Genomic DNA, 25,427 nt, shown 5'->3' with positions numbered 1-25,427 from the left:
TCCGCTGGTCGCGAGGTCCAGTGTCCTTCGTACGGCGCGTCCGCGCGAGGGAGCGGAACGGCCCACCGGCCGGGAACGCCGGTGGGCCGCTGGGGGGTTGGGTCAGTGCATCAGGTTGCTGCAGCTGCTCACCCACTTGTGGGAGCGGATGTTGTTGTTCGCGTTCGAGCCGTTGGTGAGCGTGTTCCGGGCCAGGTTGTCGACGAAGGACTCGCCCGCCGAGACGCAGCCGTAGCCACCGCCGTAGTTCGCCAGGTAGTAGAACTTCACGATGTCGTTGCCGCCGGAGTAGCCGGAGTTGAGCACCGACGACGCCTTGTCGCTCGCGTTCTCGAAGCCGCCGCCCGCCTTGTTCCAGTCGGGGTCGTTGCCGGCGGTGCCGCCCAGCTTGCCGTAGCAGTACGTGGAGTCGTAGGCGTACACGTAGCCGTTCCGGCCCGGCCAGATGTCGTTGCAGTGGTTGGACGCCGTGCCCGAGGCGGATGCCTGGGCGGCGGTGGCGGGGACGACGAGTCCGGCGGCTGCCAGACCGAGTGCGGCGATGGAAATGCCCAGCTTTCGCATAGTTTGCTCCTTGTGTCCGCCTCGTCGGAGGCGTGCTGATCCACGGCAGGGCGCCGTGGACGTCTGTGGGTGCGGCCCGCATCAGGCGCGCGGGCCGGTGATCCCGGCCGCGCGGGTGTACGCCTGGTGTTCCAGCCGCCGGTGTACGTCGATCTGCTCGCGGTAGCGGGCGGGCAGGGCGGCGCGGTAGTGCTTCTCGCGCTCCCGGGTGACGGCCGCGAGCGAGCTCTCGCGGGCGCACCGCGCTTCGGTGACCGCGACGCGCTTCTCGGCCTCGAACGCCTTCGCCCTTGGCAGTTCCGCGGCCTGCCGCGCCACCGCCTCCTGGGCGGCGGGCGGATCGGGATACGGGTGCCCGGCCCGGCCCATGCAGCGGGACCAGTCCGCGAGCGCGGCGGTGAACTTCTCGTCCCGGGTGATCCGGGGGACATACAGCGAAGTGAGGTTGGAGACCGTCTTGTTCACGCGGAACCAGGTGGCCGGGTCCCCGTACAGCCGCTTCTCGGCCTGGGCCGAGCAGCCGCCGAGGCGCTTGCCGATCCTTCCGGTGCCGGTCGCCGTCGGGACCTCGGTGGTGAGGAAGGTGGCGTTCCGGCCGCCGTCGAGCGCCTTGTCGTACGTGTCGCGGCGCTGCGGGGAGAGTCCGGCGCGGTAGTTCCCGTTCGGGTTCGCCCGGCGGGCCTTGTCCGTCTTCTCCTGGATGCGGCTGCCGTAGCCGTGCTCGGCGGCCCAGTCGACGTCATCGTTGACGTAGTCGAGCGGCCGGCTCTCCTCCAGGCTGAGCCGGGTGCTGGTCCAGTACCGGAAACCCGCGCGGTTCATGCAGCGCCCGGTCAGCACCTCCGTCGCGTCGGAGATCCGCAGCCGCTCGGCCCATGTGGTGTCGCGCTCGGCTGCGCCGCCATGCGTGCACCCGGTCGCGGTGACCGCCAAGGCCACCGCGACCGTGCACGCGGCGATGATCCCCCGATTCATGCCACCACCCCCGTTGGTGTGCCACCCCCCGGTGGCACATCCACACCCTCCCGCCGGAGCGGGCGGGGCGGTACCTCGTACGTCAGAGGGTGCAGCTCTTCGCCCAGGTGTGGGACTGCACGTACGAGGTCAGCGCGAGGTTCTGCCGCTGCCCTCGCTGTACGCAGCCGAGGCGCCCGCGCAGCTCCCGCTCCCCGAAGTACGTGACGTTCACGAAGCCGTTGGGATCGGCGCCGCCGTTGTTGAAGATCGAGGCGGGCGGTCTCTTGGACGCCCACGCGCAGTCGTTCATCCCGTCCGCCCAGTCGGGATCGTCGCCTTCCCAGGCGCATATCTCGCCCTGGCCGTCCGCCTCCGGGAAGAAGCAGACGGACCGGGCCGGGCAGCGGTCGTATCCGGCGGGCTTCGCCGCCGCCTCCGCGACCGGGCTCGCGCTCGCCCGGGCCTGCGGCTTCCCGGCCGGGTCCTCGTCCCAGAGGGCCCGCGCCCCGAGGCCCGCAGCCGTCACCGCGAGGACGGCGGCCGCCGCGACGAGCAGGGGGCGGCGGCTGCGGCGCGGGCGCGGCTCCCGGCCCGCCGCAGCGGCCGTGACCCGCCGCAGCAGTGACGGCGCGTCGTGCGGGGCCCGCTCCTCGTGGGTGCGGGCGAGGCAGTCCCGTACGATCTCCCGCCACGCGTCCGGCAGTTCGTCCGCGAGGCGCAGCTCCGCCTCGCCGCGCGCATAGCGCACCGCCGCGTCCCGGCGGGCGGTCGGCGTGCCCCCGGGAAGCGGGAGGGAACCGGTCAGGACCAGATGGGCCAGCACCCCGAACGCCCAGATGTCCGCGGTCTTCCGGATCCGCATGCCCCGCTCGCCGACCTCGGACCACAGCAGCTCGGGCGGCGTGTAGTCGGCGGTCCCGAACGCGGGCGCGTAGGCATGCGTGCCCTCCAGCTCGGCGGCCATGTTGAAGTCGCCGAGCCGGGCCGTGCCGTCCTTCATCAGGAGTACGTTGCCGGGCTTGAGATCCCCGTGGACCCAGCCCGCGTCGTGCAACTGGCACAGCCCCTCGCAGACCTGTACGAGCAGGGTGGGGCCGTCCTCGGGCGGGTGGTCCGCCCCCAGTAACGCGTCGAGCGAGCTGCGCGCCTCCTCCAGTACGAGCACGGCGGCGCCGTCGAGTTCGGGATGCTCCGGATCGTCCACGGTGAGCGCCTCGTACATCCGGATCAGCCGGGGCGACCTGAGCCTGCGGAGCAGGGCCACCTCGCGCTCGGCCAGCTCCCGCAGGTGGTGCAGCCGGCGGGGCGTGTGCGTACCGGTGGGCAGGAACTTCAGCGCCGCGCGCTCCGGCTGGGCGCCGGGGATCTCGTGGCGGGCCGCGTACACGTTCCCGAAGGCGCCCGCGCCGAGCGGCTTCTCCACGATCCAGGGCCCGACGCGATAGCCGGGCGGCACGGATGCGACGGCGTACGGCCGCTTGCCGCTCACCGGGCCGCGTCCTTCGGTACGGGGCACAGCGCCGCGAGGTCGTCCTCGCGCACCAGGTCGAACCGCAGCGCCAGCGCGACGAGGGCGTCCTTCTTGCCGTTCAGCCGGGGCCCGGTCTCGCAGGACTCGGGCCCGGGTTTGAGCCGCAGCTTCACCGCGAGGTAGTCGATGTTCCACTGCACCGCCGCCCGGTTCGCCGCCGGCCACAGCGGACGCAGCCGCTCCACGACCTGTTCCACGGTGGGCAGCGGCGCATACGGCTCACCGCGCAGCCGTGGCTCGCACAGGGCCGCCAGCACGGTGAAATACCGCTTCGACCGATCGAGCGGAAAGGCGAGCGCGGTCGCCTCGCCGTCCCGGCCCACCGCCTCGGCCTCCGCCGCGTAGTCGTGCCGCGGCGCCCACACGTCGAAGCTCACCAGCTCATGCCCGGCCGGCAGCACGACCCGCGCGAACTCGAAGGCCACCGGGGCGCCGAGCCGCCCGGGCGCCACCTTGATGTGCTCCCCGGCACCCTCGGGGTTCTCGACGGCATAGGTCGCCGTACGGCTGAGATTGCTGAGCGCCCAGTACGTGTCCGTCGCGACGATCTCCCCCGCACAACGCGACACCCCGTCATGCGGAATCCCCAGCCCCCGCCCGGACACCCCCCGCCCGAACCGCAACGCCTCCCCGGGCGCCAACCGAACCTTCTCACCGGGCTCCATGCCAGGCCCGGGTACCACGACAATGGTGTACACACCCAGATTCCTTCCCCCGAGGCGAACCATGGGCGGCAGGGTAGGGGGCCTGGATAAATGTCCGCATGACGCGGATGCGGGACTGGGGCTCGAAGTCGGGCACCAGCGAGCGGACCGGCCGCTCGTTCACGTGCTACCCCTCCGCGCGGCGCAGGAATTGCCAGCCCAGCACGGCCAGGGCGAGCGTTTGTCCAAGTGAAGCGAGCACGAGCAGGGGTCGAGTGGTGGGGGAGCACCAGAACGCGATCGTGCAGACCGTGGGCAGGATCAGGTACGTGAACAGGTCCACGGCGGTCTGAAGCCGCTTGCGCACGGTGCGGCCCGCAACGTTGCGGTGGTAGATCTCCCAGCCGAACACCGTGTCCCGGGCCGAGGAGAGTTCACCCAGGCGCGGACCGAGTCGGTCGCGGACATAGCAGCCGATCGCCGAGATCTTCTCGTCATTGACCAGGTAGGTCCACCCCAGGATCAGGCAGATGGCGGGGGCGGAGAGCAAGAGTCCGGACTGCCCGCTGTGGACGGTGACCGCCACGACTGCGGTGACCGCGGCGAGCGTGAAGTAGAGGAGGTTGTCGCGGAATCCTATGCGGGTCTTCTGTTCCTCCTTGAGGCGGTCGTACTCGGCCAGCAGAACTTTGCTCTCGGTGACATCGTCCATGGAAGTCAGCCGTTCCTCTGCTCGAGTCCAGGATCAGCCGGCGATCTGGAAGGGCGTCAGGTTGTCGGGGTCATGCCGTTCGATCCAGTCCTTCCCGTCTGCCGCGATCCCCTCCAGGAGGCGGAAGGTATGGGCGAAGCCGGCTGAGCTGAGACTGATCTCGGAGATCTCCCGAGCGCTCTCGTCCGGTGCCAGTTGATGAGTGTCGGCGTCCTTTACCCGGATCTTCCGGGCGGGTCCGTTGGTGAGGACGAGCTCCAGGTCGTACCCGACATCGGCGTTCTCCGTCACCTGTACCGAGGACAGCGCGTCGAACCGGTAGTTGCTCCGGTGTTCGTTCTTGCGTGTCGAGTCGGAGAACCTGAGCTCGGAGCTGACTTCGCGGATGCCGTCGCGCGTGAACATGAACAAACGGGCCAGTCGTAGTCGCCTCGCTGTTCGGGGAGACCGGCTGGTCACCCAGCTCAGTCAACTCGTCGTGAGCCGTATCGGCAAGGATCTCCAGGTTGCAGCTGAGGATGCGTGATGTGCGGGCCGTCATCTGCCACGGCTCTTCGTCCTCCTCATCCCATTCGACGTTCGAGTCCCAGGTTTCCGAACCCAGCTCGTTTCCCCTTTCGGGCCGGTAGATTCCTGGTTCATTGAAAAATGCGATTGCAACTGCATCTCCACCTTCTGCAGCGCGGACGTACCACTCATGAGCTTCGTCGTCTTGCCTATGCCGCTGGGCGATCACACCCCGGAGTCGCATGGCATGAGCATCTCCCTGACCGGCGGCCCTCTCGTAGCAAGCCGCTGCTTCGTCCCAGCGCCCTTCAATTTCGTGGAGGGCGCCAAGGGCGCGTGCCTGCAACGTAGTTCCTGTCTCGGATACGGTCCGGTACCACGAGGGCCAGGTGTGTTCCGCCCGTCTTTCACGCTGTACGAACCCAAGGTCGTGCATTGCGACGTGATCACCCCGGGCCGCCAGCGGAGAAAAGCAGCGCTCGGCGAGCAGCAGACGACCGAAGCGGAAGGCAGACCGCCCGACAGGCAGCAGCTCGCTACCGCCATTCGCGTGCGTGACCGCAGCTTCCCAAACCTCGTCGGGGATGGCCGTCGCTTCGGCAGCACGGGCAACGGCGTCCACGAGGTAGTCGAATGGACGCTAAGCCTCGGTAGTATCCGTGGCAACCAGCATTCCTGCCACACCGAACTGGATCTCGGTTGCACACACTAGAGCTTGCTCGGGGCTCTCAGCTTGGAGGCGTGAGCACGGACAGGGAACTTCGCCCAAGGCGGTCCCTGCTCGCAGAGCAGATGGCGGCTGGCTTAGGGGAGCCAGCGGCAGCGAAAAGAGCCTCTAGGTGCTCCCGGAATTTGCGCTTTCCCTTGTGCTCAGTCATGAGGAATCTTCCAGCGCTGTCAGACGGCTCCCAGGTCGACAGTGACGGAGAAGGGCGTAGCGGTCTTGATCGCGCCCGTGAACATTTCGCCGTCCCTGTACGCCTTGGTGGCGGGGTCGAGGACGTAGGTATAGATGATGGGGACACCGGTGGCGGCCTGTTCGATGCGCCAGTAGAAGGGGATGCCGGCCTTGGCGTACTGGTCCACCTTGACGATCCGGTCCGTGGTCTCCGAGCCGGGCGATACCACCTCGACGACCAGGAGTACGTGCTCGGGGCGGGTAGGCGTGAGATCGATGGTTTCCGACCGGTAGACGGTGACGTCCGGGCGGCGGTTGGTGAGGGGGACGTCCTGCAGGCGGACGTCGAAGTCCGTGTCGGCGTTCCAGTCCGGGCCCGCGGCGGCGTCCAGGGCGTTGGCCAGGATGCGGGCCAGCCGGTTGTGGCGCTTGGAGGCGCTCGGGCTCACGACGACCATCCCGTCCACGATCTCGATGCCGGCGCACTGTTCCTCGGACCAGGAGTCGTACTGCTCCGCGCTGATCTGCGCGTGCATCCACTCGGGCGCCACCATCTCGGCAGTCATGGGGTACCTCCTTCGAGGAGCCTGAGCAGTTCCGGAACTCTTCAGGCTCAGCCTACTGTCCTACGGTCACGAGGCACCCGCGTCCGTGCGGTCCCCATGCCCCGGCCCGGCGCTGTGAGAGGCTGGCTCGCATGAACCGGTTGGCTGGTGTGACCTCGCCGTATCTGCTTCAGCATGCTGACAATCCGGTCGACTGGTGGCCCTGGTCGCCCGAGGCGTTCGAGGAGGCGCGGCGGCGCGGGGTGCCCGTGTTGTTGAGCGTGGGGTACTCGTCCTGTCACTGGTGCCAATGACCCGCACCTTATGCATGAGTCCGCGGACATCTCCAATATTGGGAGCTGTCAGTCTCATCCGGGGCGGTACGCCGGGCGGTGTCCCCCGCTGTGTTTTCGCGGTCCTGTGATGGGACCACGGGCCTCCGTGCCGTCTCCCACCCACTCGTCATCATCTCTGGCACAACCAGACAGTGAGCCTTTCCCTGTAACCGGTGGTCACCGACCGCGACGGTTCGGCTCGCGGTGCCACTCTCTCTGCACTTAAGTCCGGGCAGACGTAAGGCCCCTGATAGGAACGATCTTGCGACAGAAAGATCCGACCGAGGGGCCTCACGTGTCGACCAGCGTCACATACACCGCCGTGCTCGATGCGCGACGGTCCACCGCCGAGCATCTGGCCCGGCTGCTGCGAGCCCGTCGGGCTGAGATCGGCACCCGCAGGGGACGGCGTGCGCTGGGCTGCTTCCGGCAGGCCGTGCTCGTCCTGCGCTGGTTCATCGACGGTACCCGCCTGGCCCAACTCGCCTGTGAAAACGGCCTGTCAACCTCCACCACCTACCGGTACCTGCACGAAGGGCTGGCCGTCCTGGCAGCCGGGGCACCAGATCTCGACACCGCGCTGCGGCGGGCAAAGGAGGCAGGGCTGACGCATCTGAATCTGGACGGCACAGTGGTCCGCACCGACCGTGTTGCCGCAGTCGGCCCCAACGGCGCGGACCTGTGGTGGTCCGGGAAGCACCGGCATCATGGCGGGAACGTGCAGGTCATCTCCACCCCCGACGGTTGGCCGCTCTGGGTCTCGCCGGTCCGTCCGGGACGCGAGCACGACACCACCTGTGCCCGCCATCACGGCCTGATCGACACCCTGAACGCCCTCGCCGCCGAGCTGGGCGTCCCGACCCTGGTCGACCTCGGCTACGAGAACGCCGGCGACGGCTTTCGCCACCCGGTCAAGAAGCCCGCGGGCGGCATACTGACCGAGGCCCAGCAGACCTACAACAAGGTCATCCGGGGTGTCCACGGCGTATGCGAACGCGCCAACTCTCTGCTCAAGACCACCTTCAAAGCTCTGCGCCGGGTCAGCCTCGACCCCAGCCGCATCACGAAGATCGCCGCCGCAGCCCTCGTCCTGCTCCAACTCGAGTATGACCGAGCCATCTGAACGATCACGCAACGTCGTGATCCATTACCGGGAAGGCTCACTGCCCGCCGAGTCGGAGCACAACAGCCACGTACAGGCTCACAGACATCGTCAGCAGCAGAAAGCTGAGAAGCGTGTGGACGACGAGACCTCGCCCCGGGGCAAGGCTGAGATGGGCCCGGGCCGCACGGCTCACCCGGGGCCCGGGGACACCCCGCGCGGCCTTCGCGTCCGCTTTCTCGATCGCTCGTCGCAGCTTCCTGCGGCTTCTCTCGGTCGTGATGCCGAGGCGCACACCATGGGCGTCGCGCACCACGAGGGCGCGGTATGCGCCGCCGTACGAGAAGGTCGTCAGCAGCCGGACCGTGGCGATTCGGTTCAAGTCGACGGACCGTTCGCCGGTCAGGGTGCGCGCGGTCAGGCTCGACGACGAATGCCGGAACGGGGCCTGCTCCTCGCACAGTGCGGGGAGGAGGACGAAGCCGACGATCACGCACAGCAGGCCGAGCACGATCGGTGTGTCTTCGGGGACCGCCCCCGTCCGGGCCAGTCCGTAGGCGCCGAAGGGCAGCAGAAGGATTGTCACCGCCAGGCCCGATCCCATACGCGCACGGGCCACGCTGCGGGCCGCGACTACTTCCATTGTTGCTTCCCCCGTTTTCTCCCGGCAGGCACCATCATGCATGCGCGGCAGATCTTGCCGCATTGCCGGTGTCCGGCAATCTTCGGCACGGGATCCGCCGGGACAGAGCCTCGCCAGGTTGCACCAGCTCGGCTCCCCGAAGGGCATCTGCCTGCTCCCTTGATCTTCGTGAAGAAGCTCTGGCGGCTGAGGCCGGTTATCCGCGTGGTCGGCTTTGTCCCCCTCGTCCTGGTGGCGCTGGCCCCGTTCCAGAGCTGGCTGCTGGATCGCCGCAGCTCTCGTCCTGCTCCAACTCGACTACGGCCGAGCCATCTGAACGATCACGCAACGTCATGAGCCATTACCGGGAAAGGTTCAGTCGCACGCCCCACAGAGAAGACCGAACCCCGGGCAGAGGCTGTCCCGACGCTTGACGAAGAACACACAGGCACTCCCCGTCGGCGAGATGAGCTGGTCACCTGCGCCATCGGTCGACGTGCTGAAGTGGTTCGAACAGGGGTCGAAGCCTGCCGGGTTGGCGTACGTTCCGGGTGCCGGAGGATCGTCGGTGGCGGGGGTCGGCGCCATTTCTGTTGGGCGTGCCAACCTTACTGTTCGGCCGGGCTCTCCCGCGGCATAGGTAAGGGTCTTCAGCGCGCCAGGAGATCGATGGCGACCTTCAGACGTTCGAGGTAGAACTCCCTTGATGCGGCCTGGTGCTTGAGGCCGGTCGATGTGCTGATCATCGTCTGGGCGACTTGGCGGGCCGCCGCTTGTCCTGCCTCGACGGCGATCGCGTCTGTGATCAGTTGCTCGAAACGTTGTGGCGTGGTCTCGATGATCTTCCCCAGGAGGCCAGGGTTGTCCTCGATGACCACCGCCGTATCGCGCGTCAGCGGGCCGATATAGCGGCCCGCCCACTGGTCGAACGCATCGAGGAGGCGCTCCGCAAGCGGGCGGCCGGTGTCGGCCAGGACGTGTTCGACCGCTGTGATGTCGCGCTCCAGTGCCTGGGTGACGGCGGCGCGGAACAGGCTCTCCTTCGAGGAGAAGAGGAAGTACAACCCGGGCCGGGAGATGTCCGCCGCCCGCGCCACCTCCTCCATCGAGGTCTTGCGGTAACCGAATCGCGCGAATGTGACCAGGGCAGAGTCCAGAACCATGGTCCGACGGCCGGTGTCGGCGACTGTCGACGGCGATCTACCGGCATCTGGACTGTTCATAGGGTCGAGCATACGAACGAGAGACGCACTATACAAGTATGGACTAGTACGTATAGTCGCCGCCATGACTTCTCGCGAACCCATCTCCACGCCCTTCACCGCCTCCACCACTGCGGACGAGGTAGTGCGGGGCGTAGACCTCACCGGCCTCCGCGCGGTCGTTACGGGAGCTTCCTCCGGAATCGGGATCGAGACGGCTCGCGCGTTGACCGCTGGCGGGGCGGAGGTGACGCTCGCTGTCCGGAACGCGACGGCGGGGGACGTCGTCGCTGAGACGATCGAGAAGTCGACCGGAGGCATACGGCCCCGCGTCGTCCGGCTCGACCTTGCCGACCGGACCACCATCACGCGATTTGTTGACGCGTGGGGCGGCCCGCTTCACCTGCTGATCAACAACGCGGGCGTGGTCACTGGCGGCCTCGAACGCACATGTGAGGGCTGGGAGCTGCAATTCGCGACGAACCATCTTGGCCACTTCGCCCTGACCACCGGTCTTCATGGCGCCCTGGCCCTGGGAGCGGCCGACCGCGACGGAGCACGGATTGTCTCGGTCAGTTCGACGGCGCACATGCGTGCCGGCATCGACTTCGAAGACCTCCACTTCGAGCGTCGCAGCTACGATCCGCAGATTGCCTACGCCCAGTCGAAGACGGCGAACTCTCTCTTCGCCGTCGAGGCGAGTCGCCGATGGGCGTCCGACGGCATCATCGCCAATGCGGTGAACCCCGGTGGTGTCGCGACGGGACTGCAGCGGAACTTCACCACGCAGCAGAAGGAGGCACGGGCACGCACTTCTCCAGCGCTGGAACGGCGCCGCCTGGAACGAGGTGTCCCTGCCCTTCCCGGAAGGCACCGATCAGTCGTCACTGTCCGCTGTCGATACGGACACGAACGGCTCGGTCTGGGTGTACGGCGGATACGCCGATGCGGCCGGCGAGTACTTCCCCACTCTCTTCCGCGGGAACGCGGACGGCAGCGGCCGGTGGACCCTGCTGCCGGCGGACACCGGGCTCAACTGGGTCTCGAAGCTGAAGGCGGGACCCGGCGGCGTCTACGCCGTCGGCGACGGCATCTCCCGCTTCGACGGCATCGCATGGACCAGGCAGAGCATGCCCCCCAAGCTCGACGGGGCCATGTTCGACGGCATCGCGATACGGGCGACGACGAACGAGGTCTGGGCCGCCGGCTACATGAGGGACGAGACCCTGTGGCGGCGCCCCGTGATCGTTCGCTACGACGGCCGCTCCTGGAGCGCGGTGCGCACCCCCGCCGAGACGGGCCAACTGTCCGACATCACCTTCGACGGCTCCGGCCGCCCCCTCGCGGTGGGCGAGTCATTGGACCCCGCCGTCAGCCAGAACGGGAACTACGTCCTCACGCCGGGCCCGCGCGGGTCTCTCACCCATGACGAGGAGCCGCCCGGAGCCGGGTACCTCTACGCGGCCGCGACCGACTCGACGGGCCGGATCTGGACCGTGGGCGGTGCGGCTGGTGCCGAGGGCGGCATCCCCCCGTCCGCGTACGCCGGGATTCGCCGCTGAGCCGAACCGGCTGAACGGAAGCCGCTCTGTCGGACGTGGTTGCCCGTGCCCTGTCGAGCAGGGGCACTCACGTCCCATGAGGCGTCCGCTCCGTGGCATCAACGCAACGGCTGCGGAGGCGACGCCCCACAGATGATCGAGGTCCTGGACCGGATCCGGGTTCCCCGCCCGCTGGGCGGACGTCCCTGGACCCGGCCCGACCACGTCAGCGGCGACAAGGCGTACAACTCCCGCCGAACCGGAGCCGATCCCTCAGAATCCCGGGACGGGGATGAAGCTCGGCCACCACGAGGGCACGCCGCTAGGGCATGAGGGTGCGGCGGCGCCCTCCCAGAAGATCGAGAGGACGCACCAGACAACACCGAGGAGCGTCACCGCGAGGGCGGAGGCGTGGAGGAGGGGGCGGTTCCCAAGCAGGGCACCCACCGCGACCCAGACCAGCAGCAGTGTCGTCCAGAGGCCCGGGATGAACAGCCACATCAGGAATCCGCTGTTGGCCGCGTTGTTCACGCCCACGTCACATGCGGTCCACGACCTGCCCAGAAGCATGGCAGCGGACACCGCGAGAAGCAGCGCCACCGCCGCCCCAAGCCACCCATGCAGCCGTCGACTCCCCACAGGCCCCCGTTCACCATCCGCTGCGGGAAACACCGGATCCGCACCGCTCATCACTTCCACATCCCCCGACGCTGGCCGACGGGGAACGGACACCCTGGATTTTAGTGATCACATGATCTGCCAGGCATTGCCTAGTCCTGCGGTGCGGAGAAGATGAGCCTGGTGTCGGTGTTGCGGTAGCCGCCGCGGGTGAACGCTGCGGCCATCGGGCGGTTTCCGAGGTCGGTTGTGGCGGTGATGCGGTCGGCGCCGTCTGCGGCTTGGAAGCGGGTGATGTCCGCGAGGATCTCGGACACGTAGCCGTGGCCGCGTAGTTCGGGGACGACACCGAGGTAGCCGACGTTGCGGTTGTACGGGGTGGCCGAGGGGATCGCGAGGCCGGCCAGGGTGCCGTCCGGGGTGTGTGCGAGTCGCCACCATTCCCGCTTGCCGGGCCGGTCGAGGTAGAACTGCAGGCTTTCGCGGGCGGTGGCCTCACGGCCGTTGGCCGCCTCGCCCTCCAGGGTGTGGGCGTCGAGCGTGCCCTCCGCCACGCGCAGCATCGCGGCGAGGAAGACGCCGTCGTCCGGTTCCGGGGAGAACACCAGCCGCTCGGGTTCGGCGGGCAGCGGCGCCTCGGGCGTCCACTCGAATTGCAGGCGTTCCACCTCGACCGTCAGTCCGGCCCGGCGGGCGGCTTCCTGGCGCCAGGACACGGCGGCGACGTATGCAGGATCGTCCCGCCACGCGCCGGGCAGTCGCATGAGGTTGTACAGCGGCGGGGCCTGGGCGCCCACCTCGCTGAAAGCCTGATGACCCGCGTCCAGGAGCGTGGCGCCCAGAGCGGCCCTTTCGGCAGCGGGGACGTCGTCGGCTATTGCCAGGCAGTCGAGTGCGATCGGGTGGGCGCTGTCGCTCTGACCCCACCACAGGGCACGGGCCAGGACCCGGCCGTCCGGGCTCCAGGCGGCCCAGGTCCATTCCGGACGGTACTGCCGCTGGGCGGCCTCCGCGCGGTAGGCGTCGGCAGGCAGGCGCCACACGGGTTCACGAGAGGTGAGGGCAAGGACTTGATCGAGTTCCGCACCGGGGCCCGAGACGGCGGACAAGCGAGGAGCAGTACTGCTTGGAGAGGTCATTCACACAGCTTTCGGGAGCGAGGTACCGGTCGGCGGCGCGTTGGCGGGCCAACCGATGGGTTGAGGGGGCGGCCGGGGCGCCACACACCGCCGGTCGTGCGTCATGGGCCGCGCACACGGTCACGGTCCCTGATGATCTTGTCAAACGCCTACGGGCCGGGCAATGGCATGGGCTCCGCCACGGACGGCCCTGCGGAGTGCAGGACATTGCCGGGTCGGGGCTGCTCCGGACCAGAAAGTCCCGGCCTTGAGAACGGACATCCTCACTCGGCTGTGTGCGTGAGGATCGCGTCGGCCAGCTCTTGGTGGGTCTCCTGCGGCAGCGTGTGTCCCATGCCCTTCACGGTCAACAGCCTTGCCCCGGGGATCTGTTCGGCGATGATCGCTCCGTGCCCCGGTTTGACCGGCTCGTGGCTGCCTTCGATGACCAGCGTGGGTGCCTGCACCCGGTGCAGCGCGCCCACCGGCTCGAAGTCGGGGCCGGCCCCTGCCGCCAGCCGATGGTTGGCCGCCGCCGACAGGTCGCGGGCCCGGCCGTAGACGCGCTCCTGCAGTCGGCGCGCCGCGTCCTCGTCGAAAGGCAGCCCGGTGCCGTGCAGCACGCGCTGCTCGGCGATCATGCTGTCGATCAGCGCCCGGTGGTCCCGCGCGGGCGGGGCGGCCATCAGCGCGCGGAAGAATTCCACGAACTCCGCCTCCGGCTCCGGCAGGCTGCCCTCGGGCTGCGGCTGGCCCGTCAGAGCCCGCAGGAGCACCTGGCCCTCGCCACCACCGAGCGGCGAGGAGGCGATGAGGGTCAGCGACCGCACTCGCTCCGGCGCCTCCACGGCGATGAGTTGGCCGAGTAGCCCGCCCGCCGAGTGGCCCACCAGATGGGCGCTGTCCAGGCCGTGGGCCGCCAGTACCCGGTAGACGTCGTTCTTGATGTCGTCCCAGGCGTACGGCTCGGTCGCGAAGTCGACGGTGCCCGACAAGCCGGTGTCACGGTGGTCGTACCTGATGACTCGGCGACCGCCGGCTGCCAGTTGGCCGACGAGCTCGTCCGGCCACAGGATGCCCTGGGACATCGAACCCATGATCAACAGAATCGGCGCGTCTGTCTCGGCACCGAACTCTTCACTCCAGATGGTTACGTTTCGCATGTCTCAGAGCATGTCGTCCGCGGCTACGTGTGTCTTCCGTAGAACTACTAGCCGGGCCAGCTCCGTCCGGGAGTTGATGCCCAGCTTCGGATAGATCTTGTACAGGTGGTACTCGACCGTACGCGGGCTCAGGAAGAGCTGGGCGGCGATCTCCTTGCTGGACAACCCGTCGGTGACCAAGCCGGCGATGCGAAGTTCCTGCGTGGTCAGCGCTTCGATCCCGCTATGAGGTCGGGCGCCGGCGTTCTCGCCCGCAGCCCGTAGCTCCTGCTGCGCGCGGCACGCCCACGGCCGGGCACCGGCCTGGTCGAAGATCTCCCACGCCCTCCGCAGATGTGCTCGCGCCGGCCCCGGCCGCTGTGCGCGACGCAGACGCTCACCCAACAACAGGGCCGTCCTGGCCGACTCGAAGGGGTTGGTGTGCAGCCGCAGCGCCTCGTCGAAAGCCTCCTCAGCCGCTTCGGTCAGGCCCCGGCAGCGGGCCAGCAGCGCGCGCGACTCAGACGTCGCGGCGTACTTGGTCGATCGCTCGTAGGCCGAGAGCGCCGCTCGGGCACCGGCCTCGTCGCCCGCGCCCACCGCGGCCTCGACCCGGTCCGGCATGGTCCGCCAGGCCACGGTCGGATGGCCCGCGCCCGGTCCCGCCACCGCGATCGCCCGGAAGCGGTCGTGCGATGACGCGTAGCGGCCCAGACACAAGTCGAGCATCGCCAGCGCGTACGCGGCCACGCCCGCGTGCAGTCCCACCCGGTGTGGCACGGCGATGGCCAGCGCCTCGCGGGCCTGCAGTTCGCAGGACTCCTCCTCGCCGCGCAGAGCGGCCAGCACCGCCAGATTGGCCAGGTGCGCGGCCACCGTGTTCTCGTACCCGGCCTCCCGCGCCAGCGCCAGGCCCTCTTCGGAGACGGCCTGGCTGCGCGCGAGCCGCCCGGTGAGGCGGTCGGCGGAAGCCGCGAACTCCAGCACAACGGGCAGTTGCCCAGCCGTCCCCGACACCCTGGCCACCCGCCCGGCCCGCTCGGCCATCTCGGTCGCCACGTCCGACTCGCCCAGAGCACTGGCCGCGGCCGTCGCCCACAGGTAACCCACCGCATCCTCCAGCTCGCCTGCCCGCGCCAGTGCCCGTCGCAGCAGGCCCGGTCCGGCAGCGTCCCCGTCCAGAGTCAGCCCGATCCCGGCCACCGCGTCCCGCAGGAATCCCTCGGGGTGCGCCGCCGCCCGTCGGCCGAGCTCCACGACGGCCGCCGTGTCGCCGACGTACGAGGCTGCCTCCATGGCGTCGGCCAGCATGTCCAGGCTGTCGCCCGCCGCCAGGATCCGTACGGCTTCGGCCGCGTTGCCCGAGTTCAGTTCGAACCGGCCCCGGAGCTGGGCGATCTCCATCAAGAGTGTGATGTCCCCGCTGGCCCCTTCGCGCGCCTCGGCCAGCAGCGAATCGGCCTGTCCCGGGCGACCGGCGAGCCAGGCAGCCACTGCGGCGTCCTTCAGCCGGACGGCGCGGGTGCGTGGCTCAGGTGTCAGCTCGACGGCCCTGGTCAGGGCGGTGGCGGCGGCTCCGTACCCGCCGCGGTCGCGAGCCCTCGCGGCGACTTCCACCAGCGCGACAGCGACCGGCTCGGCATGGCCCAGGGCTGCGCCGGCCAGGTGCCAGGCCCTACGGTCTCCCGCAGTCAGCTCCGCCAGGACGGCGTGCACGTGGCGGACCTCGGCAGGGGTGGCCGCCTCGTGAATCGCGGAACGCATGAGTGGGTGGCGGAAGCGCACGCCCGTGCCTGACACCTCGGCCAGCCCGCTCTCCTCCAGCTCGGCAAAGGCGGCCGCCCCCGACCCTTCCGTCAGCCGCTCGGTGGCACACAGGACCGCCTCGACATCGGTCTCGACAGCGGCGAGCAGGGCGACGAGTCGAGCGGGGGACGACAGCCCTTTCACCCGGTCGCCGAAGAGCCGGGCACCTCCGGGCAGCGGGTCGGGCAGCGGGGCGCGGCCGGCGAGCTGCGCGGGCGTCAGCCGGGCGGCGATCTCGTCCAGAGCCAGGGGGTTCGCCCCGGTCAGCGTGATGAGTTCCCGTCGCACAGGGGCAGCCAGCAGGCCGTGCCGGGACTTCAACAGCTCGGCAGCGGCGTCCTCGGGCAGGCCGCGCACACCGACCGTCGACGGCACGCCCTTCACAGGAACGTCGCCGCGGACGGCGAACAACATCGCGATCCGTTCGGATCCCAGCCGCCTGGCAGCGAACAGGAGCGCGTCGGCCGAGGCACGGTCGGCCCATTGGAAGTCATCGACCACGCAGATCAGGCCGTTCGGGGTAGCGACCTCGGCCAGCAATGACAGCACGCCGGCGCCCAGGAGGAAGCGGTCGCCCGCGCCGCCCGCGGCGTGCCCCAGGGCCGCTCCCACGGCCTCACGCTGCGCACCGGGCAGCGCGTCGAGCAGTCCGGCCACCGGCCGCAGTAGTTGGTGCAGCGCCGCGAATGCCAGGTCGGATTCGGACTCGATGCCGCTGGTCCGCAGCACCCTCATCGCCCCGTCCCGCGCGGCCACTGCGTCGAGCAGGGCGGTCTTGCCCGCGCCGGCCTCGCCCCGGAGCACTACCGCCCCGCCGCGGCCTTGGCGGGCCTGCGCGACCACTTCTTCGAGCGCGCTGATTTCCACAGATCTTCCGTAAAGCACAGAAGCCCATTGTAGAGAGGGGCGGCAACGTGCAGACGCCCGAATCCGTCCGTTCACGCCTCGATCGTGGTGTGCCGTTCCGTCAGGAGCGGTGGGTGAGGAAGGGGGTGGCTATCGCCGCGCCTCGGGCGCCGCGGCCATCAGCCGGGTGGTGACCGCGGTGAGCCAGAGGAGGCCGAGCCCGGCTCCGACGGTGAAGGCCAGGACGGTGCTGGAGGAGCCGACGAGCCCCACGAGGATTCCCGCGGGCATGATGCGGGAGGAGACGGCCCACCCGCGCTGGTTCTGGGCGGCGAAGTGGCGGGCCAGTACGAGGAATGCTGCGCACAGCGCCAGGTAGCCCACCATGCCGCTGAACATGTGGATGGCGCCGTGTGTGCTCATGGAGACAGCGCGGGCCTCCGGTGCGCCGTCGGGGAATCCGGCGCCCGGGTCGGCGGTGAAAAGACCGGCGAGCACGAAAGAGGCGCCGAACACGCCGATGAGCCGCGGCGCCCAGATGCCGCCAGGTGCATCGCGCAGCGCTTGACGCATCCCGAGCGCTCCGGCGACGAGCAGGACGCCCGTGAGCAGGAAGGCGGCGACCTGGATTCCTCCGAGGCTGCCGAGGCTCAGCTGACTGAGGGCGTTGCGGGTGAAATCGAAGCCGTCGCGGGTGAGGCCCTGTATCAGGCCCGCGCCCAGGAACAGTGGGCCCGCCACGGCGGCGCCGGCCAACAAGGCCCGCGCCGCCGGTCGGGCAGGGGTGGCTGCGGCGATCCGGGCACTGACGGTCTGGGTCATGTGATGCCTTCCGCGACGGAGAGAGCCGATACCAGAACTAGACGGTGTAGTACTGCTTAGGGGACGGTACGGTACTCACATAGGAACTGGACTGTCCAGTACTGCCCTGGGGCGTCATGGAAGTGAGCGAATACGGCCGGTCCACCGCTCGGGCGCAAGGCGATGGCCATGAGCTGCACCGTCCGAGTAGTGGGCGGACTTCCCGGTGCGGCGCCTGTCCGGCCGCATTCCGGTCGATCCCCAGCGCGGAGGCCGCCCGCCACGGGCTGGACCGTGCGACGATGCCGGTATGAACAGACTGGCTAACGCACAGTCGCCCTACCTGCTCCAGCACGCCTCCAATCCAGTGGACTGGTGGCCATGGGGAGAGGAGGCGATGACAGAAGCTAAGCGGCGGGACGTGCCCATCCTCTTGAGTGTGGGCTATGCGTCCTGCCACTTATGTTTCTGCTGATTCACTGGTGTCATGTCATGGCGCACGAGTCGTTCGAGGACGAGGCGACCGCTGCCTACATGAACGAGCACTTCGTGCCCGTCAAGGTGGACCGTGAGGAACGGCCCGATGTGGACGCGGTCTACATGGAGGCGGTGCAGGCGGCTACCGGGCAGGGTGGGTGGCCGATGACCGTGTTCCTCACCGCGGACGCGGAGCCGTTCTACTTCGGGACCTACTTCCCGCCCGAGGCCCGGCACGGGATGCCGTCCTTCCGGCAGGTGCTCGAAGGGGTCGGCGCCGCCTGGACCGAACGGCGCGACGAGGTCGGGGAGGTCGCCGGGCGGATCGTGCGGGACCTGTCCGAGAGGAGTCTCGCGCACGGCGGCGACGGGCCGCCCGGGGAGGCGGAGCTCGCGCAGGCGCTGCTCGGGCTGACCCGGGACTACGACGAGAAGCGGGCCGGGTTCGGCGGGGCGCCCAAGTTCCCGCCGTCCATGGCGCTGGAGTTCCTGCTGCGCCACCACGCCCGCACCGGGTCCGACGGCGCCCTTCGGATGGCCGCCGACACCTGCGCGGCGATGGCCCGGGGCGGGATCTACGACCAGCTCGGCGGCGGGTTCGCCCGGTATGCCGTGGATCGGGAATGGGTCGTCCCGCACTTCGAGAAGATGCTGTACGACAACGCGCTGCTCTGCCGCGTGTACGCCCACCTCTGGCGGTCCACCGGGTCCGAGCTCGCCCGGCGGGTGGCCCTGGAGACCGCCGACTTCATGGTGCGCGAGCTGCGGACGCCGGAGGGCGGCTTCGCCTCGGCGCTCGACGCCGACAGCGAGGACGCCCAGGGCAAGCACGTCGAGGGCGCGTACTACGTGTGGACGCCGGAGCAGCTGCGCGAGGTGCTGGGCGAGGAGGACGCCGCGTTCGCCGCCGCGCACTTCGGGGTGACCGAGGAGGGCACCTTCGAGGAGGGCTCCTCCGTTCTCCAGCTGCCCGTTGACCCCGACGGCCTCCGCGACCCCGACGGCCCCCGCGCCGCCGGCGTACGGGAGCGGCTGCTCGCCGCCCGGGAGCAGCGCCCGCGCCCCGGGCGCGACGACAAGATCGTCGCCGCCTGGAACGGGCTCGCCATCGCCGCGCTCGCGGAGACCGGCGCCTTCTTCGACCGGCCCGACCTGGTCGAGCGGGCCACCGAGGCCGCGGACCTGCTGGTGCGGGTGCACATGGGCCCCGTCGCCCGGCTCGTGCGGACGTCGAAGGACGGGCGTGCCGGTGACCACGCCGGGGTCCTTGAGGACTACGGGGACGTCGCGGAGGGCTTCCTCGCGCTGGCCGGTGTCACCGGCGAGGGGGCCTGGCTGGAGTTCGCCGGATTCCTGCTGGACATCGTGCTCCAGCACTTCCGGGGCGAGGGCGGCCAGCTGTACGACACCGCGGACGACGCCGAGCGGCTGATCCGGCGCCCCCAGGACCCCACCGACAGCGCGACCCCGGCCGGCTGGACGGCCGCCGCCGGCGCGCTCCTCTCGTACGCCGCGCACACCGGCTCCGAGCCGCACCGCACCGCCGCCGAGGAGGCTCTGGGGGTCGTGAAGGCGCTGGGCCCGCGCGCCCCGCGCTTCATCGGCTGGGGGCTCGCGGTGGCCGAGGCGCTGCTCGACGGGCCGCGCGAGGTGGCCGTCGCCGGGCCGGTCGGCGGGGAGCTGCACCGTACGGCCCTGCTCGGGCGGGCGCCCGGCGCGGTCGTCGCGGCGGGGGAGCCGGGCGGGGCGGAGTTCCCGCTGCTGGCCGACCGGCCGACGGTGGACGGCGCGCCGACCGCGTACGTCTGCCGGCACTTCGTCTGCGACGCCCCGACGACGGACGCGGAGACGCTGTCCCGCGCGCTCGGCGGGGCCTGAGTCCTGCGCGGGGGCGCCCCCGAGGCGCCCCCGCGCAGACGTCAGCTGTGGCTGTACGCCACCAGCGAGATGCCCACGTAATGCACCACGAACGCGGCCAGCGTCAGCGAGTGGAACACCTCGTGGAAGCCGAACCAGCGCGGTGACGGGTTCGGCTTCTTGATGCCGTAGATGACGCCGCCCGCGCTGTAGAGCACGCCGCCGACGACCACCAGCACCAGCACCGCGACCCCGCCGGTCCGCATGAAGTCGGGCAGGAAGAAGACCGCCGCCCAGCCCATCGCGATGTAGCACGGCGTGTACAGCCAGCGCGGGGCGCCGACCCAGAAGACCCGGAAGGCTATGCCGGCGAGCGCCGCCGCCCACACCGCCCACAGCAGCGGGGTGCCCGTGGACTCGGGCAGCAGGAGCAGGGTCAGCGGCGTGTACGTCCCCGCGATGATCAGGAAGATGTTGGCGTGGTCGAGCCTGCGCAGGACGGCCTCGCCGCGCGGCCCCCACGTACCCCGGTGGTAGACCGCGCTCACGCCGAAGAGCAGGCATGCCGTCAGGACGTAGATCCCGCAGGCGATCCGGCCCCGGGTGCTGTCCGAGAGGGCGACGAGCACGATGCCCGCTATGACCACGGCGGGGAACATCCCGGCGTGCAGCCAGCCGCGCATCAGGGGCTTCGGCGGGGCGTCGGCGAGCGGGGCCGCGCGGGGGCCTGCGTTGTCGGGTGCGGCAGCGGCAGCAGTCATTCCCGCATCGTACCTACGGGCCCGTAGGTACCCGATATGGGCGGGGTCCGCGTGTGGATGCTCACATGGGCGCCCCTCTGGACATATGGGCGCAAGGGTCGGATGATCAAATGAGTGCGGTCGGCACCGGATGAGCGCCAGGGGAATTCGAAGGGGTACACGCATCCGGGTCGCAGCCCCCACGGGGCAGCAGGAGCACCAACCGAATACACCCTCATCAAGGAGCGATCGTGGCGCGCGACATCGCGGCTCCCCTTACTGTTCCCACCACCCACCAGGAGCTGATCTCCTGGGTGGACGAGATCGCAGCACTCACCGAGCCGGACCGGGTGGTCTGGTGCGACGGTTCCGAGGCCGAGTACGAGCGCCTGTGCGGGGAGCTCGTCGCCAAGGGCACCTTCACCAAGCTGGACGGGATCAAGCGCCCGAACTCCTACTACGCGGCCTCCGACCCCAGCGACGTCGCCCGCGTCGAGACCCGTACGTTCATCTGCTCCGAGAAGGAGCAGGACGCCGGTCCGACGAACCACTGGAAGGACCCCGCCGAGATGCGGGAGATCTTCACGGGTGAGCGGGGCGTCTTCCGCGGCTCGATGCGTGGCCGGACCATGTACGTCGTCCCGTTCTGCATGGGCCCGCTCGGCTCGCCGCTGTCCGCGATCGGCGTCGAGATCACCGACTCCGCGTACGTCGCCGTCTCGATGCGCACCATGACGCGCATGGGGCGGCCCGTGCTGGACGAGCTCGGCTCCGACGGCTTCTTCGTCCGCGCCGTCCACACGCTCGGCGCGCCCCTGGCGGAGGGACAGGAGGACGTCCCCTGGCCCTGCAACGAGACCAAGTACATCTCGCACTTCCCGGAGGACCGCGAGATCTGGTCGTACGGCTCCGGCTACGGCGGCAACGCGCTGCTCGGCAAGAAGTGCTACGCGCTGCGCATCGCCTCCGTCATGGCCCGCGACGAGGGCTGGCTCGCGGAGCACATGCTGATCCTGAAGCTCACGCCGCCGCGCGGTGAGGCGAAGTATGTCGCCGCCGCGTTCCCGAGCGCCTGCGGCAAGACGAACCTCGCCATGCTGGAGCCCACGATCTCCGGCTGGACCGTCGAGACCATCGGCGACGACATCGCGTGGATGCGGTTCGGTGAGGACGGCCAGCTGTACGCGATCAACCCGGAGGCGGGCTTCTTCGGCGTCGCGCCCGGCACCGGCGAGCACACCAACGCCAACGCCATGAAGACGATGTGGGGCAACTCCGTCTTCACCAACGTCGCGCTCACCGACGACGGCGACGTCTGGTGGGAGGGCATGACCGAGGAGCCGCCCGCGCACCTCACGGACTGGAAGGGCAACGACTGGACCCCCGCGTCCGGGACGCCCGCCGCCCACCCCAACGCCCGCTTCACCGTCCCGGCCGGGCAGTGCCCGATCATCGCGCCCGAGTGGGAGGACCCGAAGGGTGTGCCGATCTCGGCCATCCTCTTCGGCGGCCGCCGCGCCTCGGCCGTCCCACTGGTCACCGAGTCCTTCAACTGGCAGCACGGTGTCTTCCTCGGCGCCAACGTCGCCTCCGAGAAGACCGCCGCCGCCGAGGGCAAGGTCGGCGAGCTGCGCCGCGACCCGTTCGCCATGCTGCCGTTCTGCGGCTACAACATGGGTGACTACATGGGCCACTGGCTCAAGGTCGGCGCGGACAAGCCGGACCAGTCGAAGCTGCCGAAGATCTACTACGTGAACTGGTTCCGCAAGAACGACGCGGGCACGTTCGTCTGGCCCGGGTTCGGCGAGAACAGTCGCGTCCTGAAGTGGATCGTCGAGCGCCTGGAGGGGAAGGCGGAGGGTGTCGAGACGCCGATCGGCATCCTTCCCGCGAAGGGCTCGATCGACACCGAGGGCCTGGACCTCTCCGAGGCCGACCTCGACTTCCTGCTGAAGGTCGACAAGGAGGTCTGGCGCGAGGAGGCGGCGCTGGTCCCCGAGCACCTCAACACCTTCGGCGACCACACGCCGAAGGAGCTGTGGGACGAGTACCGCGCGCTGGTCGAGCGCCTGGGCTGAGCCCCCGCGTACGTACGGCGATGGCCCCCGAAGCCGCTTCGGGGGCCATCGGCCTGCTCAACGTGCCCTGTTCGTCGTCGGGTTGTGACCCTGCGGAGCTACGGGGGTGATGCCCGTGGCCGTACGGTTGAGCCGGTCGCGCCGTCGGTGCGCGGCAGCGGAGGGGGCGCCCGGCATGCAGTATCCGCCGTACCCGAACACGTCGGAGGGCGGTCCGCCGCTCTTCCCCGGGCGCCGGATGGACGGCATGACGATCGCCCTGATCACCGTGGGCGGGCTGATCGCCCTGGCGGCGGTGGCCGGGATCGTCGGGCTGATCGTGTTCGCCCAGGTGTACGGCAGGGTCCACGAGGACATCTACTGGGACAATGGCGTCACCGTCACCTCTTGCCGGACGGACGAGAAGTGCGAGGTCGCCGAGTGACGTTCGAGTCGACGACGGGGGCCGCGACGGTGTCGCCGCGCCCGTCAACGTCCGCGCCCTGAACCGTGCGCCCCGGCGGCCCGCGCCGCCATTCGGCCGCCGCTGCGGCGTGTCCCGGGTGGGCTGAGCACGTGTCATGTCCCCTTTTCTTATGTTTTTTTCATGCGCAAATATGAACGGTTGCTTCACGTTCCGGCCGTGGCGGCCACCGCCTGTGCGGGAACGGCGCTGGGGCTCCTGCTGACCACCGCCTCCGGTGTCGCCCAGTCCGCCGGACCCACCTCCGACGCCACACCCGCCGCCACCTCGTCGGCCCGGGCGCTCGGCGAGTCCGTGCTGCTGGACGAGACCTTCACCGGCACCTCGGTCGCCGACCCCGGCTTCGTACCCCTGGACACGGCCTGCCTGACCGGTGCGTCGGCCGAACCGCCCGCCGACCAGTCGCAGATCGGCCCGTGTGACGACCCCGCCTCCCAGATGACCCCGCCCGTGCCGACGCCGGGCGAGACCCCGGGGTGGCTCCAGCTCACGGACCACGACTACTACCGGGTCGGCGGGATGCTCTACAACCGCCCGCTGCCCGGCAACGGCGGGCTCGACGTCACGTTCGAGCAGTACCAGTACGGGACCGGGGACGCCGGCGCCGACGGCATCGGCTTCTTCCTGGTCGACGGCTCGGTGGACCTCACCAAGGCCGGGGCCAACGGCGGTTCCCTCGGGTACGCCCAGCGGAACCTGGAACCCGGGGTCGACGGCGGCTACCTCGGCGTCGGGCTCGACGCGTACGGCAACTTCGCCAACGACGCGGAGTTGCGCGGCAACGGCTGCCCCGACGGCCAGAAGTCCCCGGTCACCAGCGAACTCCCGGTGCCCGACACCGTCACGCTGCGCGGCCCCGGGCAGGGCGACGACGGCTACTGCTTCCTGGACTCCACCATCGAGGCGGACGACACCCAGCCGTCCGGCTTCCGCTCCACGCTGCCCGGCAGCCTGCGCGAGCAGGGCACCGACCCGCTCCCCGCCAAGCGCACCGTGCACATCACGGTCAGCCCGGACACCCGGCCGACCGTGGACGTCGAGATCGACTTCGACGACGGTGCCGGCTTCCAGCCCGTGCTGTCCACGCAGATGACGGCCGACGCCCCGCCCACGTACAAGTTCGGCTTCTCCGGATCGACCGGCGGCAGCATCGACACCCACCTCATCCGCGCGCTCGAAGCCGGCTCCGTGGACACGCTCGACCAGCTGAACCTGGTCAAGACCGTCGCGCCCCCGGACAACGCGGCCACCGAGCCCTTCGAGGTCGGCGACACCGTGCACTACCAGTTCCTCGTCACCAACACCGGTACGTCGGAGCTCACCGACGTCTATGTCGAGGACCCGTCCGTCACCGACGTGACCTGCCCCTCCACCACGCTCGGCCCGATGGGGTCCGCGACCTCGTCCATGGTCTGCGAGGGCACCCACGTCCTGACCGAGGCCGACGTCGTCAACGACACCTTCACCAACACGGCAACCGCCCAGGGCACGGCGGGCGACAGCGACGTGACGTCCAACGAGTCCTCCGCGTCCGTCCCCGTCGAGCAGCTCGACCAGGTGCTGGACATCTCCAAGACGGCCGAGCCGGCCGAGGCCGAGCCGGGCGACTCCGTCACCTACACCGTGACCGCCACCAACAGCGGTGAGACCACGCTGAGCCCCGCCCACCTCACCGACGACCTGTCCGGCGTCCTGGACGACGCCTCGCTCACCACGGGACCCACCGCGACCACAGGCACCGCGCAGGTGAACGGCGACACGCTCGACTGGTCCGGTGAGCTGGCCCCCGGCGCCTCCGTGACGATCACCTACACGGTCACCGTGGACGACCCGGACGAGGGTGACGCGGTCCTGCGCAACGCCGTCACCTCCGACACACCGGGCGCGCGCTGCACCACGGAGGGGGCGCCCGAGCTGCCCTGCACCACCGAGGTCCCGGTGACGAACCCGAGCCCCAGCCCGAGCCCCACTCCGACGCCGACCCCGTCGCCCACGGACGACTGCCCGACCCCGACCCCCTCGCCGACGGACAGCACGAGCCCGTCGCCGAAGCCGACCCACACGCACACCCACGGGCCCGGCCCGTCCTGGACCCCGGGTCCGCACCCGACGCACGACGGGGGCCACCACGGTGGTGGCGGCGGGCACGGCGGGGGCGGCGGCATGGCCGACACCGGCAGCGCGGCGACCGGTGCGGGCATCGCGGCCGTGCTCCTGCTGCTGGCCGGCGTCGTCACCGTACGGATGAAGTCCAGGCCGCGTGGCCGGCACTGATGGGCACGCGTGACAACTGAACATGGGTGGCACCCGGTCCACGCGCC

General features: G+C 70.0%; 20 protein-coding genes and 5 pseudogenes. 10 read left to right on the top strand and 15 right to left on the bottom strand.

Annotated elements, in window-relative coordinates; translation table 11 throughout:
- Positions 1-102: 102 nt before the first annotated feature.
- The 6 genes and pseudogenes from OG867_RS10825 to OG867_RS10800 form a co-directional block, all read right to left on the bottom strand.
- Positions 103-564, bottom strand: coding sequence for a hypothetical protein (locus tag OG867_RS10825; protein ID WP_406284602.1), 462 nt, complete (start codon positions 562-564; stop codon positions 103-105).
- Between the two features lie 81 nt (positions 565-645).
- Positions 646-1,539: a hypothetical protein gene (locus tag OG867_RS10820; protein ID WP_328901971.1), complete on the bottom strand. Its 894-nt coding sequence runs from the start codon at positions 1,537-1,539 to the stop codon at positions 646-648.
- Positions 1,540-1,621: 82 nt separating this feature from the next.
- Complete coding sequence (locus tag OG867_RS10815) at positions 1,622-3,010, bottom strand: protein kinase domain-containing protein (RefSeq protein ID WP_328901972.1); 1,389 nt, start codon at positions 3,008-3,010, stop codon at positions 1,622-1,624.
- Positions 3,007-3,750: an FHA domain-containing protein gene (locus tag OG867_RS10810; RefSeq protein ID WP_328901973.1), complete on the bottom strand. Its 744-nt coding sequence runs from the start codon at positions 3,748-3,750 to the stop codon at positions 3,007-3,009. The genes OG867_RS10815 and OG867_RS10810 overlap by 4 nt, the downstream gene beginning before the upstream one ends.
- Positions 3,751-3,883: 133 nt before the next feature.
- A complete protein-coding gene (locus OG867_RS10805) occupies positions 3,884-4,408 on the bottom strand; it encodes a hypothetical protein (RefSeq protein ID WP_328901974.1) in 525 nt (174 codons plus the stop codon).
- 33 nt (positions 4,409-4,441) lie between these two features.
- Positions 4,442-4,822, bottom strand: a pseudogene (locus OG867_RS10800) (hypothetical protein); the annotation flags it as partial.
- A 283-nt stretch (positions 4,823-5,105) separates the two neighbouring features.
- On the opposite strand from OG867_RS10800, the gene OG867_RS10795 reads away from it, so the two are divergent.
- A complete protein-coding gene (locus OG867_RS10795; RefSeq protein WP_406284599.1) occupies positions 5,106-5,627 on the top strand; it encodes a hypothetical protein in 522 nt (173 codons plus the stop codon).
- 185 nt (positions 5,628-5,812) lie between these two features.
- Here the strand turns inward: OG867_RS10795 and OG867_RS10790 are convergent, their stop codons facing one another.
- Positions 5,813-6,379 carry a Uma2 family endonuclease gene (locus OG867_RS10790; protein ID WP_328901976.1) on the bottom strand — a complete coding sequence of 189 codons (567 nt, stop codon included), beginning with the start codon at positions 6,377-6,379 and terminating at the stop codon, positions 5,813-5,815.
- Positions 6,380-6,510: 131 nt separating this feature from the next.
- Between OG867_RS10790 and OG867_RS10785 the strand changes: the two are divergent.
- Both OG867_RS10785 and OG867_RS10780 read left to right on the top strand, forming a co-directional pair.
- Positions 6,511-6,666, top strand: a pseudogene (locus tag OG867_RS10785) (DUF255 domain-containing protein); the annotation flags it as partial.
- Between the two features lie 322 nt (positions 6,667-6,988).
- Positions 6,989-7,816 carry a transposase family protein gene (locus OG867_RS10780; RefSeq protein WP_406284596.1) on the top strand — a complete coding sequence of 276 codons (828 nt, stop codon included), beginning with the start codon at positions 6,989-6,991 and terminating at the stop codon, positions 7,814-7,816.
- Between the two features lie 37 nt (positions 7,817-7,853).
- Here the strand turns inward: OG867_RS10780 and OG867_RS10775 are convergent, their stop codons facing one another.
- Together OG867_RS10775 and OG867_RS10770 are read right to left on the bottom strand one after the other, a co-directional pair.
- Positions 7,854-8,399 carry a hypothetical protein gene (locus OG867_RS10775; RefSeq protein WP_406284594.1) on the bottom strand — a complete coding sequence of 182 codons (546 nt, stop codon included), beginning with the start codon at positions 8,397-8,399 and terminating at the stop codon, positions 7,854-7,856.
- 668 nt (positions 8,400-9,067) lie between these two features.
- Positions 9,068-9,640 carry a TetR/AcrR family transcriptional regulator gene (locus OG867_RS10770; protein WP_406284591.1) on the bottom strand — a complete coding sequence of 191 codons (573 nt, stop codon included), beginning with the start codon at positions 9,638-9,640 and terminating at the stop codon, positions 9,068-9,070.
- 64 nt (positions 9,641-9,704) lie between these two features.
- Here OG867_RS10770 and OG867_RS10765 point away from each other — a divergent pair.
- The 3 genes and pseudogenes from OG867_RS10765 to OG867_RS10755 form a co-directional block, all read left to right on the top strand.
- Positions 9,705-10,421, top strand: a pseudogene (locus tag OG867_RS10765) (SDR family NAD(P)-dependent oxidoreductase); the annotation flags it as partial.
- A 46-nt stretch (positions 10,422-10,467) separates the two neighbouring features.
- Positions 10,468-11,181, top strand: a complete 714-nt coding sequence (locus OG867_RS10760; RefSeq protein WP_406291261.1) for a hypothetical protein — start codon at positions 10,468-10,470, stop codon at positions 11,179-11,181.
- 108 nt (positions 11,182-11,289) lie between these two features.
- Positions 11,290-11,418, top strand: a pseudogene (locus OG867_RS10755) (IS5/IS1182 family transposase); the annotation flags it as partial.
- A 15-nt stretch (positions 11,419-11,433) separates the two neighbouring features.
- Here OG867_RS10755 and OG867_RS10750 read toward each other — a convergent pair.
- From OG867_RS10750 to OG867_RS10730, 5 genes are all read right to left on the bottom strand, one after another.
- Positions 11,434-11,697 carry a hypothetical protein gene (locus OG867_RS10750; RefSeq protein WP_406284589.1) on the bottom strand — a complete coding sequence of 88 codons (264 nt, stop codon included), beginning with the start codon at positions 11,695-11,697 and terminating at the stop codon, positions 11,434-11,436.
- 233 nt (positions 11,698-11,930) lie between these two features.
- Entirely contained in the window at positions 11,931-12,821 is an 891-nt protein-coding gene (locus tag OG867_RS10745; RefSeq protein WP_406284587.1) for a GNAT family N-acetyltransferase, read from the bottom strand.
- Positions 12,822-13,180: 359 nt separating this feature from the next.
- Positions 13,181-13,984 (bottom strand): alpha/beta fold hydrolase, encoded by an 804-nt coding sequence (locus OG867_RS10740; RefSeq protein ID WP_406284585.1) that lies wholly within the window; start codon positions 13,982-13,984, stop codon positions 13,181-13,183.
- 78 nt (positions 13,985-14,062) lie between these two features.
- Positions 14,063-16,729, bottom strand: coding sequence for an ATP-binding protein (locus tag OG867_RS10735; protein ID WP_406284582.1), 2,667 nt, complete (start codon positions 16,727-16,729; stop codon positions 14,063-14,065).
- Positions 16,730-16,840: 111 nt separating this feature from the next.
- A complete protein-coding gene (locus OG867_RS10730; RefSeq protein ID WP_406284579.1) occupies positions 16,841-17,512 on the bottom strand; it encodes a DUF998 domain-containing protein in 672 nt (223 codons plus the stop codon).
- 289 nt (positions 17,513-17,801) lie between these two features.
- Here OG867_RS10730 and OG867_RS10725 point away from each other — a divergent pair.
- Positions 17,802-19,846, top strand: a pseudogene (locus tag OG867_RS10725) (thioredoxin domain-containing protein).
- Positions 19,847-19,887: 41 nt separating this feature from the next.
- Here OG867_RS10725 and OG867_RS10720 read toward each other — a convergent pair.
- Positions 19,888-20,586 carry a hemolysin III family protein gene (locus OG867_RS10720; protein ID WP_406284577.1) on the bottom strand — a complete coding sequence of 233 codons (699 nt, stop codon included), beginning with the start codon at positions 20,584-20,586 and terminating at the stop codon, positions 19,888-19,890.
- 230 nt (positions 20,587-20,816) lie between these two features.
- Between OG867_RS10720 and OG867_RS10715 the strand changes: the two genes are divergently transcribed.
- The 3 genes from OG867_RS10715 (at position 20,817) to OG867_RS10705 (ending at position 25,380) form a co-directional block, all read left to right on the top strand.
- Positions 20,817-22,643, top strand: a complete 1,827-nt coding sequence (locus tag OG867_RS10715; protein ID WP_328901979.1) for a phosphoenolpyruvate carboxykinase (GTP) — start codon at positions 20,817-20,819, stop codon at positions 22,641-22,643.
- A 175-nt stretch (positions 22,644-22,818) separates the two neighbouring features.
- Positions 22,819-23,067: a hypothetical protein gene (locus tag OG867_RS10710; protein ID WP_406284575.1), complete on the top strand. Its 249-nt coding sequence runs from the start codon at positions 22,819-22,821 to the stop codon at positions 23,065-23,067.
- Positions 23,068-23,265: 198 nt separating this feature from the next.
- The gene (locus OG867_RS10705) at positions 23,266-25,380 is read left to right on the top strand and encodes a lectin-like domain-containing protein (RefSeq protein WP_406284572.1); all 2,115 of its coding nucleotides are present in this window, start codon (positions 23,266-23,268) and stop codon (positions 25,378-25,380) included.
- The last annotated feature ends 47 nt before the right edge of the window (positions 25,381-25,427 follow it).

The organism is Streptomyces sp. NBC_00209, assembly GCF_045206345.1.
GTDB lineage: Bacteria > Actinomycetota > Actinomycetes > Streptomycetales > Streptomycetaceae > Streptomyces.
Note: the sequence above shows the minus strand (reverse complement) of the source record. Positions and strands in the feature narration are given on the sequence as shown.

Bases quoted from the DNA above. Each gene is read 5' to 3' on its own strand.
- OG867_RS10740 (WP_406284585.1), bottom strand. From the start codon at position 13,984: ATGTCCCAGGGCATCCTGTGGCCGGACGAGCTCGTCGGCCAACTGGCA.
- OG867_RS10825 (WP_406284602.1), bottom strand. From the start codon at position 564: ATGCGAAAGCTGGGCATTTCCATCGCCGCACTCGGTCTGGCAGCCGCC.
- OG867_RS10820 (WP_328901971.1), bottom strand. From the start codon at position 1,539: ATGAATCGGGGGATCATCGCCGCGTGCACGGTCGCGGTGGCCTTGGCG.
- OG867_RS10770 (WP_406284591.1), bottom strand. From the start codon at position 9,640: ATGAACAGTCCAGATGCCGGTAGATCGCCGTCGACAGTCGCCGACACC.
- OG867_RS10710 (WP_406284575.1), top strand. From the start codon at position 22,819: ATGCAGTATCCGCCGTACCCGAACACGTCGGAGGGCGGTCCGCCGCTC.
- OG867_RS10805 (WP_328901974.1), bottom strand. From the start codon at position 4,408: ATGGACGATGTCACCGAGAGCAAAGTTCTGCTGGCCGAGTACGACCGC.
- OG867_RS10795 (WP_406284599.1), top strand. From the start codon at position 5,106: ATGAGCTTCGTCGTCTTGCCTATGCCGCTGGGCGATCACACCCCGGAG.
- OG867_RS10790 (WP_328901976.1), bottom strand. From the start codon at position 6,379: ATGACTGCCGAGATGGTGGCGCCCGAGTGGATGCACGCGCAGATCAGC.
- OG867_RS10775 (WP_406284594.1), bottom strand. From the start codon at position 8,399: ATGGGATCGGGCCTGGCGGTGACAATCCTTCTGCTGCCCTTCGGCGCC.
- OG867_RS10730 (WP_406284579.1), bottom strand. From the start codon at position 17,512: ATGACCCAGACCGTCAGTGCCCGGATCGCCGCAGCCACCCCTGCCCGA.
- OG867_RS10720 (WP_406284577.1), bottom strand. From the start codon at position 20,586: ATGACTGCTGCCGCTGCCGCACCCGACAACGCAGGCCCCCGCGCGGCC.